The sequence below is a fragment of the Patescibacteria group bacterium genome (genome assembly GCA_018817085.1).
GTDB lineage: Bacteria > Patescibacteriota > WWE3 > CG2-30-40-12 > CG2-30-40-12 > CG2-30-40-12.
Genome location: JAHIUT010000033.1, coordinates 1 through 22125, shown reverse-complemented (window position 1 = coordinate 22125; position 22125 = coordinate 1). Strand labels below are relative to the sequence as shown.

The window sequence follows — 22125 nt, the reverse complement described above, 5'->3', positions numbered from 1 at the left end:
TTCACCGAAAGACCCATGTTTAAAAAAGTTTTTCAGGTTTCTAAAGGGGTAATTTTAAGCTTCCGAGGTGTGTAGTTGAAGGTGGCTAGTTGAAACTCATCCCAGTGAAATTATTTGAAGACCGTATTTTTCGATATCTTCTTTCGGCCAGAAAAGGTTATCTATTTTGAATTTAGCCACATACTTTACTTTTTTTGTGATTTCTCTGCCTGTATAGTTTTTTGTTTTTGGATTCCACTCTTTAAGAATTAGAGTGTCTCCTTTATTACATTTCCAATCGGCAAGACGCAATTCATAGTTTTTCTTGTCTTCTATAATTGCTTGAAAGTATTTCGGCCAAACCTTTTTTTCTATTTTCATAAATACATTATAACCAAAACTTAGAAATTGTTAAGTTTTTAAGGGTCGAACCCTCCGCCTTCGCCAGCTGGCGAATGGCGGAAGGGGTTCGTACCCTATTGAAATTATTAGTCGGAACATCCTTTCATAACAGCCTTATCTACTCCCGAGGTGGTTAAGGTGTAGTCCCTTTTTCCTTAAACTTCTTATCCTTCGCTTCGCTCCAAAGTCGCTCGAACTCATTTTACCAAAAATTACTGAAAATTGTTAGCTCCGGCCTCCATCGCTCGCTTCGCTCGCGATTACGGCGGGCAAGCAGGCTTTTCTTCTCGGCCTTCGCTTCCCACCGGAGAAATTTTCGCTAAGCGGACATACCCATCAGAAGAAAAGAGTAATTATCAATGGAATTACAGCTATAAATATCGGGAGCGACTATTTACGCAAGCGCTTCGAAGTTCTTGAAATATAACTTTACTCCTTCAGTAGCTGGCGATACATCTCAAGAGCGACGAAAGAAAGGGCAATAATTGTTGGTCCCAAGATAATACCGAATAACCCAAAGAGTTGGATTCCGCCGAGAACCCCAAATAAGATGAAAAGAGGATGAAGTTTTGTTTCTCCTGCAACGATTTTTGGACCTACGACGTTGTCCATCAGCAGATTTGAACCGATGCACCATACAACCAAGCCTATGCCACCAACCAGATTGCCGGATAACATGAGATAAGCTGCGGTGGGAAGCCACACGAGGGTAATTCCGACTACAGGTATAAGTGAAGCCAAGCCATACAAAGCCCCCAAAAGTACAGGTGAGGAAAGACCAAAAATGGCAAACCCTACTCCCCCTAACACTGCCTGAATTGCTATGACGATAAAATTTCCACGTATCGTTGCTGTCATAACTTCAGTAGCCCGGGAGGCTAGACGCTCGGTATCAGCTTGACTTAACAGGTTAATACTAGTGACATAATGGATAATAGTTTCTTTGTGCATTAGGAAATAAAAAGTTACGAGTAGAGTAAGGAAACCATTAAGAATAAATCCAAAAGCTTGGGAGAGTATGGCTGTTAAACTCGTTGACACGAAGCGAAGGGAAGTGACGATATATTTATTGACTTCAAACTCAAAGTTTTGGGTGGAAATTCCCCATTGATTAAGGTAGCCATAGACAGCTTGTGTCAATTCATTCCTTGTTCCCGCATTAGCCTGAATGAAGGCAAGTACATCACCCGTCTCGCTTACGAGAAGTGTGACAATAATTGAAAGAGGAATGGACACAACGAGAATGGATACGAATATCGCGAGTGTGGCAGAGATCGTTTTGGGCAATCGCAATTTTTGGTGCATGTACGCAAATAACGGGTTTAAGAAGACGCTTAAGATAAAAGCGGTGAGAAATATAAAGAGAAATGGTTGGAGTATGCGAAAAAGGAGAAACAACAACCCAAGAACAACGGAAAGTGTGGTGCCCACAATAAGTACTGATCGCATGGTAGCGGATAAACCGGTTTTCATTTTTTCTCCTCCACAATTTCTCCCTCCACTTCGTACCCTTAGTACGCCAAAAATAGCGATGGTAAAAAGCTAAGCAGTACTAATGTGATGATAATAATTACAAGCCACTTTTTAAGATTCATGGACGCAGTTTATTCAGGATTTCCCCCAATTTTTTAATTTCTTCTCCGTATCTTCCCCAATCTCCCTCTTTTTGGGCGCGGATGGCTGCTTCATACGTCTCGGCAGCCTGTTTGAGAGGATTCTCTTTACTCGTGTCGGTAGCTGCTTTCGATGGAGCTGTTTCTCCTGCTGGTTTGGCTTGTTGGCCGATACCGGTGCCAAAGAGTCTGGCGAGTCCTGCTTCCAGTGTCTCTTCCATGGCTATTTTGTTTTCATAGGCAACAATTACCCGCTTGAGTTCCGGAATTTTGCCTGTATCTGCCTTGAGGTAGAGCGGTCGGACATAAAGGAGAGATTCTTCAATTGGGATGGCTAGAAGGGATCCTTGAATGACTTGTGAGCCGCGCTGATCCCATAAGGAGATCTGCTGACTGATTTCTGCGTCCTGGTTGATTCGGCTAATGACTTGTTTAGGTCCGAACACCAGTTTGTCCTTGGGGAAGCGATAGACGACCAGTTTTCCATACTGCTCTCCGTCATTTCTGGCGACCATCCAGGCGGAAAGATTATCTTTGGCCCGTGGGGTAAACGGCAACATCAGAATATACTCCTCGGTTTTTTCTCCCGGAAGCTTCATGATCATGTGGCGAGGTGTCATTGCGGGAACCTTGCCGTCAGACTGTTGTTCTCCTTCTTGAGCAATGGCTGGTATTTCCCACAAGTCCTCCTTGTTGTAAAAGATTTGCGGATCGTCCATGTGATATGTGGTGTAAACAGCAGTCTGTAGAGTAAAAATGTCTTCCGGGTAACGTAGATGGGGCAAGAGGTTTTTGGGCATGTCGGAAAGCGGACGGAAAGTTTTAGGGAATATTTTTGCGTAGGTTTTGATAATTGGATCGTCCGGATCGGCTTGATAAAAACTCACCGTTCCGTCATACGCATCCACCACCGCCTTGACTGAGTTTCTAATATAATTAACTTTACTACCGTTTAGGGGCAATGGTTGAGAATATGGATATCTATCGGTTGAAGTATACGCATCAATGATCCAATAGAGTTTTCCTTCGGTAATAACTAAATATGGATCGCGGTCGTATGTTAAAAACGGCGCAATATTTACCACCCTCTCTTTTACATTCCGGTTATAAAGAATGCGGCTTTCGGAGGTTATATCACCTGATAAAAGCATTTTGAGTGAGCCGAAGCGAAAAGCGTAGAAGAGTCGTCGTAAGGGGGAGTTGAGTTCCACTCCACCCTGACCGGCATATGTCGTGTAAACATTCTCTTCTCCTTTGGGATAATCGAACTCTTTTGATTTTGTTCTAACAATCACATAATCGTTTACCAACTCGCCAAAGTAAATTTCCGGCTTGTTGACTTGGAGTTCTTTAACCTCTGATTTGGGCGGTAAATCTTTGACAAAAAGGACCGGCAAACCTTCCGGGGTAACTTGATTTACCGGGCCACCTGCAACACCATACCCGTGAGTGAATGTGAGGCGCTCATTGATCCAGGCCTTGTTCGGCAGGCTGTCGGAAGCTAGCTCTCTGGGCGAAAGCATGATTTGCCGAACTTCTCCATCTATAACGTAGCGGTCGTTATCCACATTTGCAAACTCGTAGTAAGTTCTAATTTCCTGAATTTGCGAAAAGGTAGAGAGAAGCGGTGACCTATCCCAAAGCCTGATATTTTTAATGGTCAAGTTATTTGCTGCAATGTCAGATGCGGTAATGGGCTTATCCGCGGCGATTTCCCTTTCTTCGATTCTGTCCAATCCATACGCCTTACGGGTAGCTTCAATGTTATGTTTAATAAACGGCGTTTCTTTCACCAGTTCATTGGGAGCAACGATTAATTTTTGAAAGACACTTGGGATGATGCCAGAGGCCAATCCTACAAAAACAGTTAAAGAGATCGCGCCCACAAGGGGTGAAATTTTTCCGCTTACGCCATAGAACAATGCCAAAAAAGCTGCAAGCCCATAGGCAAAAACAGAAACCTTTACGATGGGAATCATAACATTTGTATCGGTAAATGCCGCGCCGAATACGGGTCCGCTTTGAGTAGTGAGGAGATTGTAGAGCGAAAAATAAGTACCTACGGCAACTGTTACTAAAAAGAGGGATAATAAAATCCCTATATGCAGTCTTGCCTTTCGGTCTGTGCTCTTGTGTTTGATTAATTTGACTGGAGGGCCGCCGAGTTTTTCCGATAAACTGTTGAGATTGAATTTCCCCAAGAGAGCAGAAAGATTGAGACTGCCACGAAGAATATAGATAGTTCCGCTTAAGATAAGCGACAATACTATAAGGCTTCTGACAAGACCCAAGGCCAGAGAATAGACCGGGAGGGAAAACACATAAAATGCCACGTCTTTACTAAACAACGGATCGGCTTGACCAAATGGGGTCGTCGCAAGAAATTTCAAGACATCCTGCCAACTACTAGCTGCGACAAGGCCGATAAAAAAAGCTGTAACTAAACAAATAACAATTCCAAGTTTTTTTACTATACGATCATTCAGGCTCAGAGGCTGGCCAATCAGAGCTTCAGGAATAGTGGCAAGCCAAGGTATTTTCGAACGCACGGCGATAAGAAAGTTAATAAGTAGAAATACTGCCGCAAACACTCCGACTGTTAGACCCAAGGACACTTTAGCAAGGAGAGATTTCGTAAAAACTTCAGTAAACCCGACTTCAGAAAACCACCACCAATCCGTGACGAGAGCAATGATGCTAGAGAAAAAGATGAAGAACACTACTACTATACTTATGAATGCCCAAAAAAGTATTTTCGTCATATAGGTTATATCTTTATCTTTTATATCACAATTTAATGTACAATACAAGGGTGTACGAATAAAGGGAAGTAGCTGCTTCGGGGGTTTTTATTTAGCCACATGAAAAATGCAATTGGATTATCAGATAAACAAGCGCAGAAACTGTTTTTCAGATTCTCTTCTCCCAATTTACAAGTGTTTTAGTGGTTTTGTTGATTATTGCCTCTATCGCATCTTTGTTTTTGGGAGATCTGTTGGATGGAATTTTTATTCTCCTTATTGTTATCCTTAACGGAATCCTCGGTTTTATCCAAGAATATAAAGCCGAAAAGACTATCGCAGCTCTGAAAAAAATGACTGTTAGCTCTGTGCGGGTCATGAGAGACGGGGTGGAACAAAAAATAGACAGCAAGCTTTTGGTTCCCGGGGACGTAGTTATTCTTGAGGAAGGCGGTAAAATCCCGGCAGACGCCAAACTTTTGGAAAGTTTGCATTTGGAAGTAAACGAAGCCTCTCTCACCGGCGAGTCAATGCCAGTTGAGAAAAATGTCTATGATGAAGAGAAAAGAACGATTTATTTGGGAACTATTGTCGTCAAGGGCAGAGCTAAAATCGAAGTCAGCGCCACTGGCATGCAGACGCGCTTTGGCCAGATTGCAGCCTCCCTTTCCCAAATCAGGGAAGAGAAAACACCGCTACAAAAGAAGCTGGATGTTTTGGGTAAACAGTTGGGAATCTTGGCAATTGTCGCCAGCGGCACGGTATTTATTGTCGGTTTTATCGCCAAACATCCCTTGATTGAGTTGGTCCTTACTAGTATTAGTTTAGCCGTAGCCGCAGTTCCGGAAGGTCTGCCGGCAGTCATCACCATTACCCTAGCCGTTGGGATGCAGAGAATGGCCAGACAAAAAGCTATCCTGCGCAAGCTGTCATCGATTGAAGCGCTGGGGAGCACCACAGTGATTGCCACAGACAAGACCGGCACGCTGACTAAGAATGAAATGCGGGTAACCAAACTTTGGTTTGAGGGTATCAATTATTCCAGTCACGACAGGAATCTGCAGTTGTCTCATAGTAGTTTTAGTAAATTGCTCACAACCTGTGTGATTTGTAACAATGCGAGCTTGGTTTATAAACACGATCATGGAAAATATGACATTTTAGGAGATACTACCGAGGGAGCGTTGCTTCTTTTAGCACAGGACAGAGGTTTGGTAATCGAGCAAATAAAACAAAACGGCACACTCGTTGAAGAATTTGCATTTGACCCCACACTGAAGATGATGACTGTGGTGTGGAAAAGCCATAAGCAAAAGACTATTTACACCAAGGGAGCACCGGAATCTGTTTTGAAAAGTTGCACTTTAGATGAGCAATCAAGACAGAATATTGAAAGCGAGTTTCGCGAGTATGCCAAAGAAAGCCTGCGCGTTATTGCCCTAGCATATAAAAATGTTGAACGCGTGCCGAAAAAGCCGGAATCAGAACCATCATGATCACCGGGGATAATGAACTTACGGCCAATGCTATTGGCTCAATAATCGGACTGATCAAACAAGACGAGGAGATAATTACTGGTAGTCAGTTTGCGGAGCTTTCTGACGAAGAGGCGCTGAGACGACTTAACAACATTCGCATCTTTGCCAGAACTACTTCCGACCAGAAGCTGCGCATCGTGCAGCTTTTACAAAAGATGGGCCACATCGTTGCCGTGACCGGGGACGGGGTGAATGATGCGTTGGCCCTCAAACAATCTGATGTTGGTGTGGCCATGGGTATCACGGGGACAGATGTAGCCAAGGAAGCCGCCGATATGATTATTACCGAATTCCCCTGCTTTCAGGCATCTTTAAGATCACCCAGGTGACTCTTATCCAGTTGGTACTCGTCATTGCTCTTTCGGCAATACTCCTCGTATCATCAGAAATCCGCAAGGCAGTATTTTTACGAAGAAGAGCCCAGATATGAATCAAATCATAAGTCTGATCAAGAACCTGGCAAATACTATTCCCCTTGAAGTGTTTGCCTTTGTCGGCTCGTTTATGGAAGAGATCATTGCGCCGATTCCGTCTCCACTGGTTATGACCACCGCCGGAATGCTCGCTCACACCCAAAATCACACACTGCTGTATTTATTTTGGTTAGCACTGGCTGCTTCTGCCGGAAAAACTATTGCCAGTTGGCTCTATTATGTGGTAGCAGATAAAACAGAAGATCTGATTCTAACCCGCTTCGGTAAATTTATAGGGATCTCTCATAAAGAGGTGGAAAGCATTGGCAAGCACTTCAATGGTACCTGGAGAGACGATGTCGTCCTTTTGGTGGTACGCGCGCTTCCCATTATGCCCACATCGCTTGTGTCGGTGGTGTGCGGGTTTATCAAGCTGAATATGCGAACGTATCTCCAATCGACATTCGTCGGCTATTTCATCCGCAGTTTCATCTTTTTATATCTGGGATATACAGGAATGGCAACATACGGCAACGCAGAAGGAAACATAGGTAACATAGAGTCGCTTATAAAAATAGTTCTCGCCTTTGGTTTGGTTATACTTCTGGGATGGGTATTTTATAAGCGGTAGTGCTAACAAAAATACTCCAACCCGCTTTGGCACAACTTTCCCGCTGTAGTGTCGTAAAATAAAAACGAAACAGATTGCCGTTGTGATCAACCCGACCTAGTTTCCAATAAGTGTATTAGAAAATAACTACGAAAATTTCTCCGGTGGGAAGCGAAGGCCGAGAAGAAAAGCCTGCTTGCCCGCCGTAATCGCGAGCGAAGCGAGCGATGGAGGCGGGAGCTGACCTTTTAATTTTCAGTAATTTTTGGTAAAATGAGTTCGAGCGATTTTGTAGATATACTCAGGACATAAGATTTTGTAATTCCGATTGCATCGGAAAACAAAATCTAATGGCTGCACACTGTGGATTTAAATAGTGAGTAAAACCGAACTACAAAATCAGAACCTATTATATGACTCCAAAAACGGTTACTTGGTTTTTATAATATTAGTTAAGGGTGTATTAAAAAAATCTAAAAGCGAAATTTGCTTTCCTATTACTATACCATTAGCTCTGGGATATTTTTTAAGGAAAAACTCCAAACCACTAGTGGGTTTCTCCTTTACAACTCCAGATTTAACTTCTACAGCAAAAATGTCTTTTCCGATTTTAACAACATAATCAACCTCTTTATCTCGTTCTCTCCAATAAAAAAGTTTTCCCCCAATTTTTTCTGTCTCAACCCACAACTTTGCCCCGACAGCATTTTCTGTTACTCTCCCACGCCAAGAGGAATCCAATAAAAATTCCTCTTTTGACATATTGTTTGTTGATGATATTAAAGAATTGTCAAGAACAACTATTTTAGGTTGAGAACCTCTTTGTCTCATTACAGAACCACTATATCGTTCAAGAGGAATAATCAAAAAAGAGGATGCCAACAATCTAAGGTAAGACGCTATTGTGGTAACATTTCCAGCATCAATTAAAGACCCAAGCATCTTTTGATAAGAAATTATTTGAGCGGGGTGTCCTACAGCTAATGAGAATGTTTGTCTTAAAAGCGCTGGTTTTGATACGGGAGATGTAAGAAGAATATCCTTTGCCAAAACAGATTCTATTAAGGAATCCCTAATATATCCCGACCACCTCGCAAAATCGTTTCTTATTATCAATCCTCCGGGATATCCACCAAAAAAGAAGTATTCTGGAAGAGTTAGACCAAAAGCTTTTTGGCACTCTGGATACGACCATTGGTAATGCCTATGGAGCTCAAAACGACCCGCCAAACTTTCTTGTAAACCTTTCTGCACCAAAAGTGAAGACGATCCCAGCAAAACTACTCTAATTTTCCTTTTTGTTCTTTTATCTTCATCAACAAGCTTTTTGACCATCTCGCTCCAATGGGGGATTTTCTGTACTTCATCAACAACAAGCAATGTATCCTCTTTTGTTTGAGGTATATCTCGAGCCTGATTCCATATTTTTTCTAGCCACAAAAGAGGTGGTGTGCCAGGAATATCTGCAGTCTCATACAGTTTAGGGCCTTCCCATCTTTTTAAGATTTGCAAAACTAATGTTGTTTTGCCCACCTGCCTTGGCCCAACAACCACCTGAATAAAATTAGCGTTACCTGTCAAAGATTTTAAGAGGTTATCGTATAAATCCTGACGAATAAATTCCTTCATAACCCAATACTAAACCACGATTATTTGTGTGTCAACAAATAACTCAATGGATTGAGTTATTTGTTGACAGGCTGAAAAAACATAGATTATTATACCCTCTGCGAATTTTTTATAACTAGCAAAATTTTTGGGACAGGCCACACTTTCCTATCAAAAAATAGGTTAATTAAGCAGTGAATTCCAATCTGCTACACACTGTGGATTTAAATAGTGAGCAAAGCCGAACTACGAAATCAGAACCTATTATATTAAAAACCAAGAAACTTTTGCAATCCCAAGTATTATAGCAAAAGTGGGATAAAGTTGAAAAAAATGCATAGGAACAACCACTCGCCTCTAAATACCTTATCTGATAAACTTTTATACATGAATATCAGTTTTAAATACAGTTTTGTTAATGAAGTAACAGAATATAAATATTTGATAACTCACCCTCAAGAATACAAACAGCTTAGATCGGTGGTTTGGAATCCCCTGTATATTTTACTACTTTCATTATTTAGAAAATCATATTTGTCTAGAGCGGAAAGTGCATGGAAACCAATTGAATCTGATGTGGAGAGTGCTTTTAAGGTATTGAAACTCAAACTTCCTAAGGATAATTTAATTTGCTATGTTCATAGTATAAGTTGTGAAGGTTGGTATAACCCTACCAAAAATTGTGTCCATGCCAGAATTACTAAGTGTAAAAATTTGGGAGAGTTTGCAGGTTCCGTAATTCACGAACTTCTACACTTGGCAACTTATAAAACAGAATTAAATTATACTCAAAGAGAAAAGATTGTTGACAACTATGTGGCAAGACCCCCTCTTTCTACTATTGTGACAAAAATCGGAGATACACCTCAATCCCTTGTGTAAGATTAATTAGTTTTTCCGCCCAATCTTTCATCGTCATTGCTTTTCCGCGCGCCGCTTGCAATTCTGCATAATCCAGATACATATTGCCGAATCGGGGTAGTCCCTTTTTGGATATAAATTCTCTAAGCCACCCTTCGACTCGTCGCTTACGCTCCTCGCTCAGGATATAAGAAGTTCTAATCCCGATTTAATCGGGAAAGAACTTCTAATGGCTGAGCATACCGGTCTAGAACCTTTATATCCCTATAACTCACTAAATTTTAACATAAATTAGAATGAGACAAATGAGACAGTATAAAAAGTGTGTTTCATTTCCTGTCAACTAAATTGCTCAAATAGTTTAAGCGTATTTAAAGAGTTGCTGACCATTGACTTCCTATAGTTATTGTAATATTCTACTGGTACCGATAACAACTAGAGTGGGAGGGAGTGGCATGAGAAAAGAGAAGGTTCTTATCTTTCTGAAACCCGATGGAGTGGAGCTTGCCCTGAGAACGGCACTGGTTGATCTTTTGCTTCAAGAAGATCTTTCGATACTTGAGGAGCATGTGTTTCAGCTCGATGAAAACACCGTAGGAATTCTGTACGCTCCCTATCAGGATGCCTGGTTTTTTGATCAGTTAGTCGATTATCTGACTTCTGGGAGTTCGCAACTTTTTATCTGCGAGGGTGTTGATGCGAACGCGAAGGTTAGGAATATTCGGGGAAACAGCTACGATGGTAATGGATTACGGGGGAGATATTCCTCATATCCTGTACCTAGTTCCGATGGTCGCCTTATTTTACTGAAAAATGTGATGCATGTGTCTGAACCTGAAGATTTTCAGAAAGAGTACAAGTTACTTGAGACGCAGGTTGTTTGAAGATAACACCTGCGTCTTATCGTATCCATGTATGCTGACCTACCCAAAAAGTTAGAACTGATAGTATTTAGTTTTTTTATAAAAGCTTTTATGATTAAAGAAATCTCGAGGAAAGGAAATTTCGAAATAACAGAGCACGAGGTTTGGTTAAACAATGGTGAAACTGTATTAATCAGACCATTATCATCTAACGACAAGGCTGGCATCATAGATTTTCTTTCTAGTCTATCTGAGGAAACGCGTCATTTTTATGTATTGGATGATTATGGTGAAAAAACTGCCGACAGTCTTTGCAAATCTGTAGGAAAAGCTGGAAAAATGCATTTTGTCGTAGTGAACAACTCATCTGAAATAATCGCTTTAGTGAAATTTAGTTTGGACTTGCCGGATGTAGATAAATCACGATATCTAAAATATGGGGTAAGTTTTGATCCGGGTTCTGTTACTCGCTGTGGTACTTGTATTACAGACAAGTATCAGAATCTTGGTTTGGGTGGCATCACACTACAGCAAATAATTGATGCTTCTCGTTATTTAGGTCAAAGAATGATTATATTATCAGGCGGGATATATGCAAACAATCAAAGAGCTATTCATATGTGTCAAAAACATGGTTTCAGAATAGCCGGCAGATTTACCGATATGTATGGTCACGTGCACGTTGATATGTTTAGAGATATTTAGAAAATCAACGTATATTCGAGTTTTACTAGAGTGGATATTAATTGTGTTTATATAATTTGCATGCAAAGTGACTATTCATAATCCAAAAATATTATATTTTCATATGGAATATCCCCCCATCTTAGGAGGAGGCGCAAGCTATACAAAAAATTTAATTTCTGAACTTAATAAACTACAAGCTCAAATTATACTCGTTACTAATGGATTAAGTGACTCATTAGAAAAAGTAAATACATACTTAACTATTAAGAGGTATAAGGTGTTTTATGATATGTATTACGGTAAAGGAAGCTTGTTACAAGGAGTTGATATTTTATTGCAACAGATCAGAGAAGAGTCACCAGACATACTTCACACTGTCTATATCGAAGAAACTTTGATTGGCCAAATCGCAAACTTAAACTATGGTATCCCTCATATCGTAACGCACACTAAAACTCCAATGTATCGAGAAGAAAGTATTAAGAAAAATAGCACGTGGTCTTTATTCGATTATGTAAATAGGAATATTTCAGTTACATATATCGCACCGGGCATTGCCTACAGAGATAGTCTTTTAGGGTCTGGAGTTGAAAACGACTCCATCCATTTAATATATCCAGGGATTGATCAAAATAAATTTAAAAAAATACGGGACTCTAGACCACTTTGTCAAATGCGTAAGCGTTTAAATATAGAATTTCATGATTCGGTATTATTGATTCCTTGCAGACTCCGAAAAAGAAAAGGTCTTAATTTTGTCTCTGAAGCACTGTCAAAATTATCCGTTCCTAATCATAATATTAAAGTGATTATTACTGGAATACCAGAAGACCAAGAAGAGCACTTAATTTATCAGGACTTCAAAAATAGAATAGGAAACATTAAAGTGGTTGAGCATACCAAATTTTCTGATGAGGATATGCCCATTCTCTATAACATCGCTGATATAACTGTCTTATGTTCGGAAGCCGAAGGTTATGGAACAGTCTTTCTAGAAGCAATGGCCTGTGAATGTCCGGTAATTGGATCCGATGTCATAGGGATTAACGAATCGATAAAGAATGGCTATAATGGAATTCTTTGTAAGTACGGCGATCACAACTCTCTCAACAATGCGATTTTAAAAATATTGACCGATGAGAAAACAAGAAAGAGATATACAAGAAACGCATTGTCGTTTTTTAAAACTAAACGCAATTTAAGAAAACAGGCAAAGAGTCATCTAAAATTATATAAAGCCGTTTGCAATCACAATCAGCAGTCAACTTTCGCATTATACAGATCTGTCAACAATCATGAAGAAGTGTATTTACTTAAGCAAGAAAAATCGGTCTATAGCTTACCAAAAATACCTAAAAAAACAAATGAATCATGGCTCCAAGCTACAATTAAGACGGTCTGGAAAAATACTGGGTACAAAGTCACTATACCAAGCCACTTGATACTTGATAAAACTGATAAGAAGAACTTTTCGTATTCGTTTAAAATAACTACAGATACTCCCCACATAGATTCAGATGCCGATGAGGGGAATTCTGGAATGTGGTTAGATTTAAGAAAAACGACCCGCCTAGTTGCCAGTAAGAATGATAAAAATATACTTCAACAACTCGAGTTTAATCTCAGAAACGACCGTCTCGTTAAACAAGGAAACTTATAAATGAAAGACCACATTATGAACAAAAAACAAGTTGTTTCCAGGTTTTATAATCAAATATCTTTTAGTGGTAACAAAGTGATAAAAGGTGTACCAAAAGATAGGTTTGAAAAGGAAACACGGTGGTTTAAAGAGGCTCAAAAAATAATACCTGACAACATACCTCGTATTTATAGCTGCAATGGAAAGGTAAATAGACCAGATAAAAGTAACTTGAGTTATTATGAAATGCAAGCCATTGATGGAGACAACTTATATCAATGGGTAATTATGAACAAAGAACATTCTACTGAGATGTTTGACAAACTTATTGAGCTAGCTAAAAAGTTACATCATAAAACAAGTAATCCAAATAAGGATGATATTTTCAGTATGTATTATTTAAAACCAAAGCGTGCGCTAATAGAATTTTTTGATAAATCAAATATGAATACCGCTACTATCTTTATAAATGGTTGTAAGTTTTCCAATCCTATCAAGCAACTAGAGAACATCTACAAGTACCTTGAGAAACGACTCTTAAACACTAGATTTGCATTTATCCATGGGGATATGACTATGAGTAATGTTGTTGTGTCCAGTGACAAGAAGTTATATTTAATAGATCCCAGAGGTTGTTTTGGAAATACCGATTTTTATGGAGATGTACGTTATGATATTGCTAAAATTTATTACAGTATCGTTGGTAATTTTGACTCTCTGAATAATGGTAAATTCACCTATAAAAAAGAGGCGGGTACCACCAGCAGTCACAGCTATTCGATTACCGATAATGGGCTTAGTGGCTATAGTAAGAGCATTATTGAAAAGTTTGGAGAACAACACGATGTTATCAAATATATACATGCGACTATATGGCTTAGTCTGATCCCCCATGTTGCTAATAACCTCAATCAACAATATTGTACTTTTTGTCATGGAATATATTTGCTGAACACAATTAATGATTATGATGAAATATAATCAAAAGAAAGCTCATCCCGTTCTTAATACCTGTATGGAGGACATAATCTCTCCTACCAATCTCTCATTTGTAAAAGAAGCTATTGCATACATAAAGGATGATGTTAATTTCACTGACTACAAACAGGCATTGTGGTTAATATTTGGAAGTTATGTCATAAATAGGAATATGGCTGAAAGTGATTTGGATATAATTTCCATCGACAATTCTTTTAAAGAAAACAAGAGGCTTATCTACAACTTTAAGGGAGTTCCAATACATTTTACTGGCATAAGTATGAAAGCGATAGTTGATGATGGAGAAGATAAGTTATACGGAGGCTACTTTAGTGGTAAAACAATTAATCCGCACATTTTCTTATACAGTAATGATGATTTTAAAAACGAAGCTCTTTATCATGCTGGTAAATTTATCGGCTCTTTAGCTGGCTATTTGAGTGGGTTGACCCGATTAAAATTTTTTACCCCCTCTAACATTACCTCATTGGTTTTTATTGCATATTTAAGTACAGACCCTAGTTTTGACTCGTACTTTCTCAATTACTTTGTATCGCCGAACTTCAATGATATCTGGATTGCTCTATGTAAATCAACTGTTCATATGCTTAAAACTTCAGGAATAATTACTATGCTCGGGGGAAAATATGTATTTAACGAGAAATATCCCGACTATAAAACTTTCCATTCTGAGAGAATGAAAATATCAGCCAGACATTGGAGCTATGGGGCCGTTTGTCATGGAGGTGACCATAAATTTCAGGATACTATATTTGATAGAGCTGAAAATAAAATGAAAAATATAGATCCAACAGGAAAAAAATATTCAGATATGGTAAGATTCCTTAAGGAAGAGTCTGGGCTTCCTGAAATATATATTTAATTATGGATAATAATAATCAAACAAACAGACCATACCGTAAAGGAGTAATTGCTATTGTTATAGACAAAAACGATAGTTTTCTTCTGATTCAGAAAAATGGATATAAAGATAACGAATGGAATTTTTTGGGTGGTGGCCGTGAGGGTAATGAAACATTGGAACAAAATTTATTTAGAGAACTAGAAGAAGAAATTGGTTCTAAAAAGGCGGAGTTCGAAGTAATTGGCATTAGTACTCATAAAATAGAATATGATTACCCCCCAGATACAGTTATGAAAATCCATGGGGGGAAATATAGAGGTCAATCTTATGATCAGGTTATCTTAAGATTTGCTGGGAATAAAAATGGGCTGATTTTTTCTACTCAGGAATTCAGAGGACATAAGTGGGTTAAAGCAAATACCTTAGTAAAGTATTTAGTATTTCCCAATCAATATCAAAATCACAAAAAAGCAATAGACGAACTTCTACCTGGCCTTATAGGATAACTTTCAATTGGAGAGCAAGCTTTTGGGGGTTTATTGACACTATGTTTATACCCATTGCAGAACCTATTATTGGCGAAGAAGAATTAAATTTAGTAGTAAAAACATTAAAATCCGGTTGGATATCCTCGATTGGCAAGAATATTCCTGAGTTTGAACACAAATTCGCTGGGTATTGTGGCTCAAGATATGGAATAGCAACATCGAGTGGCACTGCTGCCCTCCACTTGTGTTTAAGAGCGGGTGGAGTTGGTCTTGGAGATGAGGTAATTATTCCATCAATGACTTTTGTAGCAACTGCTAATGCAGTTGTTTATACAGGAGCAAAACCTGTTTTTGTTGACTCAGAACTTGAAACTTGGAACATAGATCCTACAAAAATAGAGTTAAAGATTAACGAAAAAACCAAAGCTATAATTCCGGTACACCTTTATGGCCATCCTGCTAATATGCTTCCAATCTTTTCGCTTGCTTACAGGTATAATTTATCTGTCTATGAAGATGCTGCTGAAGCTCATGGAGCAGAATATCGGGGGAGAAAAGTAGGGTCCTTGAGCAACGCAGGCTGTTTCTCTTTTTACGGAAATAAGATAGTAACGACTGGAGAAGGAGGAATGGTTGTTACTAATAGTAAAAAATTAGCCGATAAAATGAGAACTCTTAGAGACCATGGTGTTTCGGCAAGAAGGAAGTATTACTACCCCTCGCTTGGCTTTAATTATCGAATGACGAATGTTCAGGCAGCTATAGGCCTTGCACAGCTTAACAGAATAGAGCTGATTATAAGAAAGAAAAGAGAAATCGCAACTCTTTATGAAAAACATTTAAAAGTTTTAGTACCACGAATTATACTTTCTCCTGATGCTGAATGGGCAAAAAGTGTTTTTTGGATGTACTCTATATTAGTGCCATCAAAAGGAAAAGTTACTCGAGATTTTTTGATAGCTCGTTTAAAAGAGGCAGGAATAGATAGCCGGCCGTTCTTTTTCCCGATTCACAAATACAAAAGATTTGAGGTAGATGAGAAAATGCCAGTAGCCGAGTATTTGTCCAAGAACGGTGTGAGTTTGCCCTCGGGACCGAATTTGGATGCTGAAAAGATAGAGTATATTTGCAATACTATTGTTAATGTCCTGAAATAGTATTTTAATATGATTAAAACCCTAATTATTTTTGCCCATTCTGGCTGAGAGCCGTTTTATTCTCTGGGATGTAAATGAGATGAATGAGAAGGTATGAAAAGGATTCATAAAACAAATATCAAATGTTATAGTGGGTATATGAAAATTGATATTTTGCTTGCGGAGCTAGATAAATTAAATTTCCCTAAAGACCAGTACGCAATAACTTCTTCTGGAGTATTAGCTATTAGAGGCATAAGAGAAGCTAATGATTTGGATATTCTAGTTACGCCAAAATTATGGAAAGAACTATCACAAAAGTATCTAGAAAGAAACAGTGAATCAAAAGATATAAAGATTGGAAATCTTCATATATTCTGGGAAGGGTCCTTTGATGAGCAATCTTCAATTGCGACAGTAATGGAGCAGATTAACACAGCGGATACGATAAAGGGTTATAGATTTGTAAATTTAGAACTTGCTAAAAGATTTAAAAAGGTTAGCGGAAGGGAAAAGGATAAAAGGGATTTAGAGTTGATAAAAAATTACGAAATGGCAAAAAATCACCCCAGTGAAATTATTTGAAGACCGTATTTTTCTTACCATTTTCAGCTTTTAACTGTTTTTGACTTTCTGGCTTTTTAAGATAATTATTTTTGGAAACTACGCTCCTACCAATTTCTTTTTCCGTTTCTGTTCTAGCCTTGCCTGCAACTCTCCCACCTCTTTTGGCCACTGTTTTATTTTTAGGAAAGGAATTTGGTTTTTCCTGCTGAGAAATTTCAGTTGTAACTCTCTCCCCTAACATTGTGAAAATTAGCTCAAAGTCATTCATATGGTCACGCAGATTTTCTCTCTTCAAACCCTTTAATTTCTTATATTCGCTTGGAGTTATGCCAAAAGACGCTTTGGAAATTTCTGCCGTCAAAATCTCATATTCTTTTTGTCGTTTTACACCTCTTTTTTGCCATTCGTCTGTTAGCTCTTCGCGAATAGCTATTCCACGCATTCGCTTTTCTATCCAGTTTTCACTGTAACCCTTTAGTTTGTAGAGTAAGCGAGTGCGTTTAGTGGCCAACTCTGGGTTTTCTATTTCTTGCACCCGTTCATAACCAACTTTTGCAAGCCAGCGTTTAAATGGTTCGGCTTTAGGGGAGGGAATTGATTGCACTATACGGAAAATGCCCTCTATGTCCGCGCAATCGGTTTTACGCATTTTTCCATCTTCGGCTAGTAATTTCAACTGTTCCCAAAATGGGAACGGTTGCGACATTTCCTTGTCCCTATCCTTCATTTTCGCCCAATAAGTTTTTGGTTGAGGACTGTCTGTAAGTACGGCAACAATATCTGAAATAGAAAACCACCATTCGTTTTTGTGGGTAACCCTTCTAATTTTATTTCCTTTGAAAATGGAAATTTTTGTTCCAGTCATACTATAATTGCCTGAAAATATTTCGTCCAAACCTTTTTTTCTATCTTCATAAATACATTATAACTAAAACTTAGAAATTGTTAAGTTTTTAAGGGTCGAACCCTTTAGGGTCCGCACCCTATTGAAATTATTAGTTGGAACACCCTTTCATAACAGCTTTGCCCAATTGCGCTAACTAATTATCCTTCGCAATCCCCAGTATTATAACAAAAGTGGGAGAAAATTAATTATATTTGAGGTAAAAATAGGGCTTTACCTCGTTGAGGTGGCAAAGCCCTTTGGAAATATCTCATTTATCCTTTCTCGCAAAGAAAAAGCATATTTTGAGATTCTTGTCTGAACGGTTTCATGTTATAACTTCCCCACCACTCTATTACTTTAAACCCCGCCAGTTCCAGTAAAAGCTCCCATTCGTTGGGGAATATCAATTGGGTAATAAACGGCAAGCAATACGATCTTATCAGGTTTCCTTTGCCTAAAGTATCGTATATCTGGTAGTAATACATACATTCCAGAACTTGTGTTACTTGATCGTAATGACCAGTAACTTGTCTAACGAGCATTACACCTCCGGTTGTTATACTGAATTCCTCGTAAACAGTTTTGGGGTAGGAATGCATACCAAACAAGTGATTTATATCAGGGATAAATATATCCGCAAGAAAAAGACCAGTATCTTTTAGATGTGCGTAGATATTGGATAGAGTGCTTCTTTTTCTTTTGATACCAATGGTATGCACAAAACTGTTGAATGGGACCAACACTAGGTCATACATACCAACTCCAACCCTAACATTTTCCATATCCCCATTGACTAACTGCACACAATCTTGAGCTTGTAAGGAAAGTGTAGAAAGCTTCGCTTTTGCCTGTTTCAACATAGGAATAGATATATCTACTCCAATTAGCGTAAAACCGTTTCTAGAAGCCGATTCGGCAATTGCTAACCCTTCTCTAAAAGTCCCACAACACATATCCAAAACAGCCCCACCTTTTCTGACAGTACGCCTGCAGATGTCTACCCAAAATGGAATGTCTTCAATGTATCTGCTGTTCTCCAGGTCGTAATCCTCGGCGTGTGTGTATTGATCCGCTATTGTCCACATGTCACTCTCTCCTTTAGTTGATTTTATTAGGATTATACAACAAGTAGGAGCTTTTCACATTTTCAAAGAGGAAAAGTAGTTTTTTATAAAAATCTCTGTGCTTCCCTTCGCTTTTCCCCACATCTTTCGATATTTAACAAGTTCCTCTCTACTCTCGGCATAAATAGAAGGTTCCTTTTGCTTTGTTAAGGATATAAACTCATCTGTCCTTAGTATAACATCATTGAACACCTCGGATAATTTCCAAATTACCCTCTCATCGTATTCTTTGTATTGTTTTGAAAAGTTTTTCTCAAGATAGTCGTAAAATATAAAATGCAACATCTCGTGAATACAAACAAAATTTATTCCCAAAGGATGTTTATAGTACGCCTGAAACTCTTTTTCTTTAATAAACCGAGGGTTGCAGTTGAAAATAGATAGATAACAAATGTAATTGCCTTTCGGCCAATTGTACCCGCCTTTTGGATTTCTTGAAAATAGTTTGTCAGTTGTTTCAAAAAAAGCGGTTTCTATTTTTGCCCAATCTTCTTTAGCTCGCTTTAAAAAACCTAACCTTTTCCATTTATGTTCCTCATAATATTTTTCAACAAACTCATCAATAAATTCTTTTCTAGTCCCGGATTCCATTTTTTCGCAGGATATTAGTGTTGGGTGGTCTTTTAATATAGAGTTAGAAAAAATGTCTTTGTCCTTAAATGTTAGGAATTCTTTACCTGTCCATTGATCGTATTCCATATCCCATTTAAATTTAAGTTTTGGTTTTGAATTCATTGTGTTTATATTACCAAAAATATCGTATATTCTATATGGGTTTGCGTTTATTGCAAAGTTACGCTAAAATCCAATCATCTTAGCTTATCATGAACGGTGATAGCTACGAGATGTGTTTCAGAACATCTTAAATAGTAAGGAGGGATGTTCCCATGTTCAATTACTGGGTTCCTAAGCGGGCAGACTTCAACCGCGTCCGAGGCAAGATTGGCAGTGGTGTGAAGATGAAGTGCGATAGCCGCTGTGATTGCACAGCGTGCGATTCTTGTCGATGTACACCCTGCCACCGTTCGTCTGTTACTCGCACCTCACTTCGGAGGCGTGTGTAGCAGTAATCTAAGGGTATCTGGCTTCTGATCCGTTCTAAGGAAACAGATACCCTTAACATAACAAACCTGAATAAGGAAAGGAGATAGTTAGATGAGTAGGCTTAAACTGGATACGCCTGTTAGATTTTCAAGGTTCCTTCACTTTGTAGAGCTGGATGACGGCGTCGCTGCACTTTACAACGCATTAAGCCAAGCGGTTGTGTATACTTCAGGAAGTGTTGTAACCGCCATCAGATCTGTGGAACAACCATTTACACCCAGATTTCTTGCGACCTCACTGGATATGGGTGATCGTAAACCTCTGCTAGCTTTTCTGCGCCAGCTCTGGAATAAGAAAATGCTTTTGGAGCCAGACGAAGATGAGACGATAGATGTGGAAAAATTAAGGGGGTTTTTGGAGGAACCCGCGATAGCAATTTTGTATCTTCTTCTAACGGACGCCTGCAACATCGCTTGCAGATACTGCTTTTTCGAAGGGGGAATACCAGACGGCTACAAATTTTCGCTAATGTCCGCGGAGACAGCAAGAAAAGGAGTGGACTTGCTCGCACGGTTCTATTCTAGGAAGCATTTGAGCAAAGCCAAAGAGGGTCCCCATATCATCCTGTATGGAGGGGAACCTCTTATGAACTGGTCTGTTGTTGAACAAACCTTGCAATACATTCGTGAATTGCGAATTTCGGGCGACTTGCCTAGAAATACGCAGATAACACTTAACACGAATGGAATTCTCATGACTTTGGAAATTGCAAGGATTCTTATTAAGCATGGTGTTAGTATTGCCATATCTCTTGACGGTCCCGCTTGTATGCATGACCAAATGCGGGTAGATCATCAAGGGCAGGGGACTTACGACTCTGTGATGAGTTCTATAACAATGCTCCGTGAGATGGGCGCAAATGTAGGTACCTGTTGTACTATAGATTCTCATAACATAGATCATCTTGAAGATGTGACTCATTGGATGATCTCAAATCTTGGGATGGATTCACTTGGGTTCAATACACTTCTGGAAAGTACGGCGCGTCCCATACCTAATCCAAAGGAGTACGGTCCCAAGGTGGGGGATAAATTGGTGAGCTGTTTTGAGATAGCTCGTTCTAATGGTGTCCACGAAGATAGGTTTATGAGGAAAGTTCGTTCTTTTGTTCAGGGAGATTTTTACTTTGCGGATTGTGGTGGATGCGGTATGCAAATTGCTATGGCTCCAAATGGGGATGTGGGAACATGTCATGCGTTTTGTGGAACGAGAGAGTATTTTGTAACACCAAACGAAACATTTGACCCTGGAACACATCCATACTGGGAAGAATGGAGACGGCGTTCCCCAATAAATATGGAGCGATGTTTGGATTGTATTGCGCTCGCAAATTGCGGTGGGGGTTGCCCTCACAATTCGCATATCAAAAGCGGGAGTATTTGGGAAGTTGACGAGGTGTTCTGTCAACACGCAATCCGTGCAGTGAACTTCCTCATCCAAGACTTGTATGTCCAAAGAGAGAGTTGAAGGAAGTAATAGGCGAGTTGTTTATGCCCTGCAAGCCCGGAAGTTTTACGGAATTTCCGGGCTTTACTTTTCTAATATCATTTTATCTTGGTCTGGATAAACTCTTTTAAGAGTTTAAAGGATAGTTTTGAAGCGTACAGAAAAACCTTTAACCCCCATCATTAAGGTTGTGTATTTTGACCAAACCTTTTTTTCTATTTCCATAAATACATTATAACTGAAACACCCTTATCTAACAGCCTCTGCCCAATTGCGCTAACTAATTATCCTTCGCTTCGCTCGAAACATAAGATTTTGTAATTCCGATTGCATCGGAAAACAAAATCTAATGGCTGGCACTAGTTGATTAAAAATAGTGAGCGAAGCCGAACTACTATGTCGGAACTTTTTATTATCATTCAGCGAATAATTTTGATTTGTTCTGAAACCCCGCAAAAATTGTAGATAGCAAAAAGCAAACTCGTTAAAGTGGTTTGTTGTCACTGGCGTTCTATTTACTAGTTAGAATGGCACTATTTTTGGTTTTATTATTAATCATTTGCACCCCACTTTGTTG

At 39.1% G+C, this 22125-nt stretch carries 21 protein-coding genes; 13 read left to right on the top strand and 8 right to left on the bottom strand.

What is annotated here, in order from left to right:
• Nucleotides 1–96: 96 nt before the first annotated feature.
• The 3 genes from KJ678_02095 to KJ678_02085 form a co-directional block, all read right to left on the bottom strand.
• On the bottom strand, nt 97–360 hold the full coding sequence (locus KJ678_02095; GenBank protein MBU1016933.1) for a DUF3850 domain-containing protein: 264 nt from the start codon (nt 358–360) through the stop codon (nt 97–99).
• Nucleotides 361–810: 450 nt separating this feature from the next.
• Nucleotides 811–1854 carry an AI-2E family transporter gene (locus KJ678_02090; GenBank protein MBU1016932.1) on the bottom strand — a complete coding sequence of 348 codons (1044 nt, stop codon included), beginning with the start codon at nt 1852–1854 and terminating at the stop codon, nt 811–813.
• Between the two features lie 118 nt (nt 1855–1972).
• Nucleotides 1973–4756 carry a UPF0182 family protein gene (locus tag KJ678_02085; protein ID MBU1016931.1) on the bottom strand — a complete coding sequence of 928 codons (2784 nt, stop codon included), beginning with the start codon at nt 4754–4756 and terminating at the stop codon, nt 1973–1975.
• Between the two features lie 188 nt (nt 4757–4944).
• On the opposite strand from KJ678_02085, the gene KJ678_02080 reads away from it, so the two are divergent.
• The 3 genes from KJ678_02080 (at nt 4945) to KJ678_02070 (ending at nt 7317) form a co-directional block, all read left to right on the top strand.
• The gene (locus KJ678_02080) at nt 4945–6231 is read left to right on the top strand and encodes an HAD-IC family P-type ATPase (GenBank protein ID MBU1016930.1); all 1287 of its coding nucleotides are present in this window, start codon (nt 4945–4947) and stop codon (nt 6229–6231) included.
• Nucleotides 6228–6602, top strand: coding sequence for an HAD-IC family P-type ATPase (locus tag KJ678_02075; GenBank protein MBU1016929.1), 375 nt, complete (start codon nt 6228–6230; stop codon nt 6600–6602). Before KJ678_02080 ends, KJ678_02075 begins: the two co-directional genes overlap by 4 nt.
• Nucleotides 6603–6699: 97 nt before the next feature.
• Complete coding sequence (locus tag KJ678_02070) at nt 6700–7317, top strand: VTT domain-containing protein (GenBank protein ID MBU1016928.1); 618 nt, start codon at nt 6700–6702, stop codon at nt 7315–7317.
• 408 nt (nt 7318–7725) lie between these two features.
• Here KJ678_02070 and KJ678_02065 read toward each other — a convergent pair whose 3' ends face one another.
• Nucleotides 7726–8925 carry an ATP-binding protein gene (locus KJ678_02065; GenBank protein ID MBU1016927.1) on the bottom strand — a complete coding sequence of 400 codons (1200 nt, stop codon included), beginning with the start codon at nt 8923–8925 and terminating at the stop codon, nt 7726–7728.
• Between the two features lie 366 nt (nt 8926–9291).
• On the opposite strand from KJ678_02065, the gene KJ678_02060 reads away from it, so the two are divergent.
• A complete protein-coding gene (locus tag KJ678_02060; GenBank protein ID MBU1016926.1) occupies nt 9292–9786 on the top strand; it encodes a hypothetical protein in 495 nt (164 codons plus the stop codon).
• Here the strand turns inward: KJ678_02060 and KJ678_02055 are convergent.
• Nucleotides 9743–9868 (bottom strand): virulence RhuM family protein, encoded by a 126-nt coding sequence (locus KJ678_02055; protein ID MBU1016925.1) that lies wholly within the window; start codon nt 9866–9868, stop codon nt 9743–9745. The two genes, KJ678_02060 and KJ678_02055, sit on opposite strands and share 44 nt — an antisense overlap.
• Before the next feature lie 352 nt (nt 9869–10220).
• On the opposite strand from KJ678_02055, the gene KJ678_02050 reads away from it, so the two are divergent.
• From KJ678_02050 to KJ678_02015, 8 genes are all read left to right on the top strand, one after another.
• Entirely contained in the window at nt 10221–10649 is a 429-nt protein-coding gene (locus KJ678_02050) for a hypothetical protein (GenBank protein ID MBU1016924.1), read from the top strand.
• 90 nt (nt 10650–10739) lie between these two features.
• Entirely contained in the window at nt 10740–11333 is a 594-nt protein-coding gene (locus KJ678_02045) for a GNAT family N-acetyltransferase (protein MBU1016923.1), read from the top strand.
• Nucleotides 11334–11400: 67 nt separating this feature from the next.
• Complete coding sequence (locus KJ678_02040) at nt 11401–12975, top strand: glycosyltransferase family 4 protein (GenBank protein MBU1016922.1); 1575 nt, start codon at nt 11401–11403, stop codon at nt 12973–12975.
• Nucleotides 12976–12990: 15 nt separating this feature from the next.
• Nucleotides 12991–13935 carry an aminoglycoside phosphotransferase family protein gene (locus KJ678_02035; GenBank protein ID MBU1016921.1) on the top strand — a complete coding sequence of 315 codons (945 nt, stop codon included), beginning with the start codon at nt 12991–12993 and terminating at the stop codon, nt 13933–13935.
• On the top strand, nt 13922–14815 hold the full coding sequence (locus KJ678_02030; protein ID MBU1016920.1) for a hypothetical protein: 894 nt from the start codon (nt 13922–13924) through the stop codon (nt 14813–14815). The genes KJ678_02035 and KJ678_02030 overlap by 14 nt, the downstream gene beginning before the upstream one ends.
• Nucleotides 14816–14817: 2 nt before the next feature.
• Nucleotides 14818–15303 carry an NUDIX domain-containing protein gene (locus KJ678_02025; protein MBU1016919.1) on the top strand — a complete coding sequence of 162 codons (486 nt, stop codon included), beginning with the start codon at nt 14818–14820 and terminating at the stop codon, nt 15301–15303.
• Between the two features lie 41 nt (nt 15304–15344).
• Complete coding sequence (locus KJ678_02020; GenBank protein MBU1016918.1) at nt 15345–16442, top strand: DegT/DnrJ/EryC1/StrS aminotransferase family protein; 1098 nt, start codon at nt 15345–15347, stop codon at nt 16440–16442.
• Between the two features lie 138 nt (nt 16443–16580).
• Nucleotides 16581–17006, top strand: coding sequence for a hypothetical protein (locus KJ678_02015; GenBank protein ID MBU1016917.1), 426 nt, complete (start codon nt 16581–16583; stop codon nt 17004–17006).
• Here KJ678_02015 and KJ678_02010 read toward each other — a convergent pair.
• The 3 genes from KJ678_02010 to KJ678_02000 all read right to left on the bottom strand — a co-directional run bounded on the left by KJ678_02010 (nt 16999) and on the right by KJ678_02000 (nt 19733).
• Nucleotides 16999–17853, bottom strand: coding sequence for a Bro-N domain-containing protein (locus KJ678_02010; GenBank protein MBU1016916.1), 855 nt, complete (start codon nt 17851–17853; stop codon nt 16999–17001). The genes KJ678_02015 and KJ678_02010 overlap by 8 nt on opposite strands.
• Nucleotides 17854–18146: 293 nt before the next feature.
• The gene (locus tag KJ678_02005; protein MBU1016915.1) at nt 18147–18959 is read right to left on the bottom strand and encodes a class I SAM-dependent methyltransferase; all 813 of its coding nucleotides are present in this window, start codon (nt 18957–18959) and stop codon (nt 18147–18149) included.
• Nucleotides 18960–19013: 54 nt separating this feature from the next.
• Entirely contained in the window at nt 19014–19733 is a 720-nt protein-coding gene (locus KJ678_02000) for a hypothetical protein (GenBank protein ID MBU1016914.1), read from the bottom strand.
• Between the two features lie 420 nt (nt 19734–20153).
• On the opposite strand from KJ678_02000, the gene KJ678_01995 reads away from it, so the two are divergent.
• The gene (locus tag KJ678_01995) at nt 20154–21569 is read left to right on the top strand and encodes a radical SAM protein (protein ID MBU1016913.1); all 1416 of its coding nucleotides are present in this window, start codon (nt 20154–20156) and stop codon (nt 21567–21569) included.
• Nucleotides 21570–22125: the final 556 nt, after the last annotated feature.

Bases quoted from the DNA above. Each gene is read 5' to 3' on its own strand.
- KJ678_02070 (MBU1016928.1), top strand. From the start codon at position 6,700: ATGAATCAAATCATAAGTCTGATCAAGAACCTGGCAAATACTATTCCC.
- KJ678_02050 (MBU1016924.1), top strand. From the start codon at position 10,221: ATGAGAAAAGAGAAGGTTCTTATCTTTCTGAAACCCGATGGAGTGGAG.
- KJ678_02020 (MBU1016918.1), top strand. From the start codon at position 15,345: ATGTTTATACCCATTGCAGAACCTATTATTGGCGAAGAAGAATTAAAT.
- KJ678_02090 (MBU1016932.1), bottom strand. From the start codon at position 1,854: ATGAAAACCGGTTTATCCGCTACCATGCGATCAGTACTTATTGTGGGC.
- KJ678_02065 (MBU1016927.1), bottom strand. From the start codon at position 8,925: ATGAAGGAATTTATTCGTCAGGATTTATACGATAACCTCTTAAAATCT.
- KJ678_02095 (MBU1016933.1), bottom strand. From the start codon at position 360: ATGAAAATAGAAAAAAAGGTTTGGCCGAAATACTTTCAAGCAATTATA.
- KJ678_02000 (MBU1016914.1), bottom strand. From the start codon at position 19,733: ATGAATTCAAAACCAAAACTTAAATTTAAATGGGATATGGAATACGAT.
- KJ678_01995 (MBU1016913.1), top strand. From the start codon at position 20,154: ATGAGTAGGCTTAAACTGGATACGCCTGTTAGATTTTCAAGGTTCCTT.
- KJ678_02025 (MBU1016919.1), top strand. From the start codon at position 14,818: ATGGATAATAATAATCAAACAAACAGACCATACCGTAAAGGAGTAATT.
- KJ678_02035 (MBU1016921.1), top strand. From the start codon at position 12,991: ATGAACAAAAAACAAGTTGTTTCCAGGTTTTATAATCAAATATCTTTT.
- KJ678_02055 (MBU1016925.1), bottom strand. From the start codon at position 9,868: ATGTATCTGGATTATGCAGAATTGCAAGCGGCGCGCGGAAAAGCAATG.
- KJ678_02085 (MBU1016931.1), bottom strand. From the start codon at position 4,756: ATGACGAAAATACTTTTTTGGGCATTCATAAGTATAGTAGTAGTGTTC.
- KJ678_02060 (MBU1016926.1), top strand. From the start codon at position 9,292: ATGAATATCAGTTTTAAATACAGTTTTGTTAATGAAGTAACAGAATAT.
- KJ678_02045 (MBU1016923.1), top strand. From the start codon at position 10,740: ATGATTAAAGAAATCTCGAGGAAAGGAAATTTCGAAATAACAGAGCAC.
- KJ678_02075 (MBU1016929.1), top strand. From the start codon at position 6,228: ATGATCACCGGGGATAATGAACTTACGGCCAATGCTATTGGCTCAATA.
- KJ678_02015 (MBU1016917.1), top strand. From the start codon at position 16,581: ATGAAAATTGATATTTTGCTTGCGGAGCTAGATAAATTAAATTTCCCT.
- KJ678_02010 (MBU1016916.1), bottom strand. From the start codon at position 17,853: ATGACTGGAACAAAAATTTCCATTTTCAAAGGAAATAAAATTAGAAGG.
- KJ678_02005 (MBU1016915.1), bottom strand. From the start codon at position 18,959: ATGTGGACAATAGCGGATCAATACACACACGCCGAGGATTACGACCTG.
- KJ678_02030 (MBU1016920.1), top strand. From the start codon at position 13,922: ATGATGAAATATAATCAAAAGAAAGCTCATCCCGTTCTTAATACCTGT.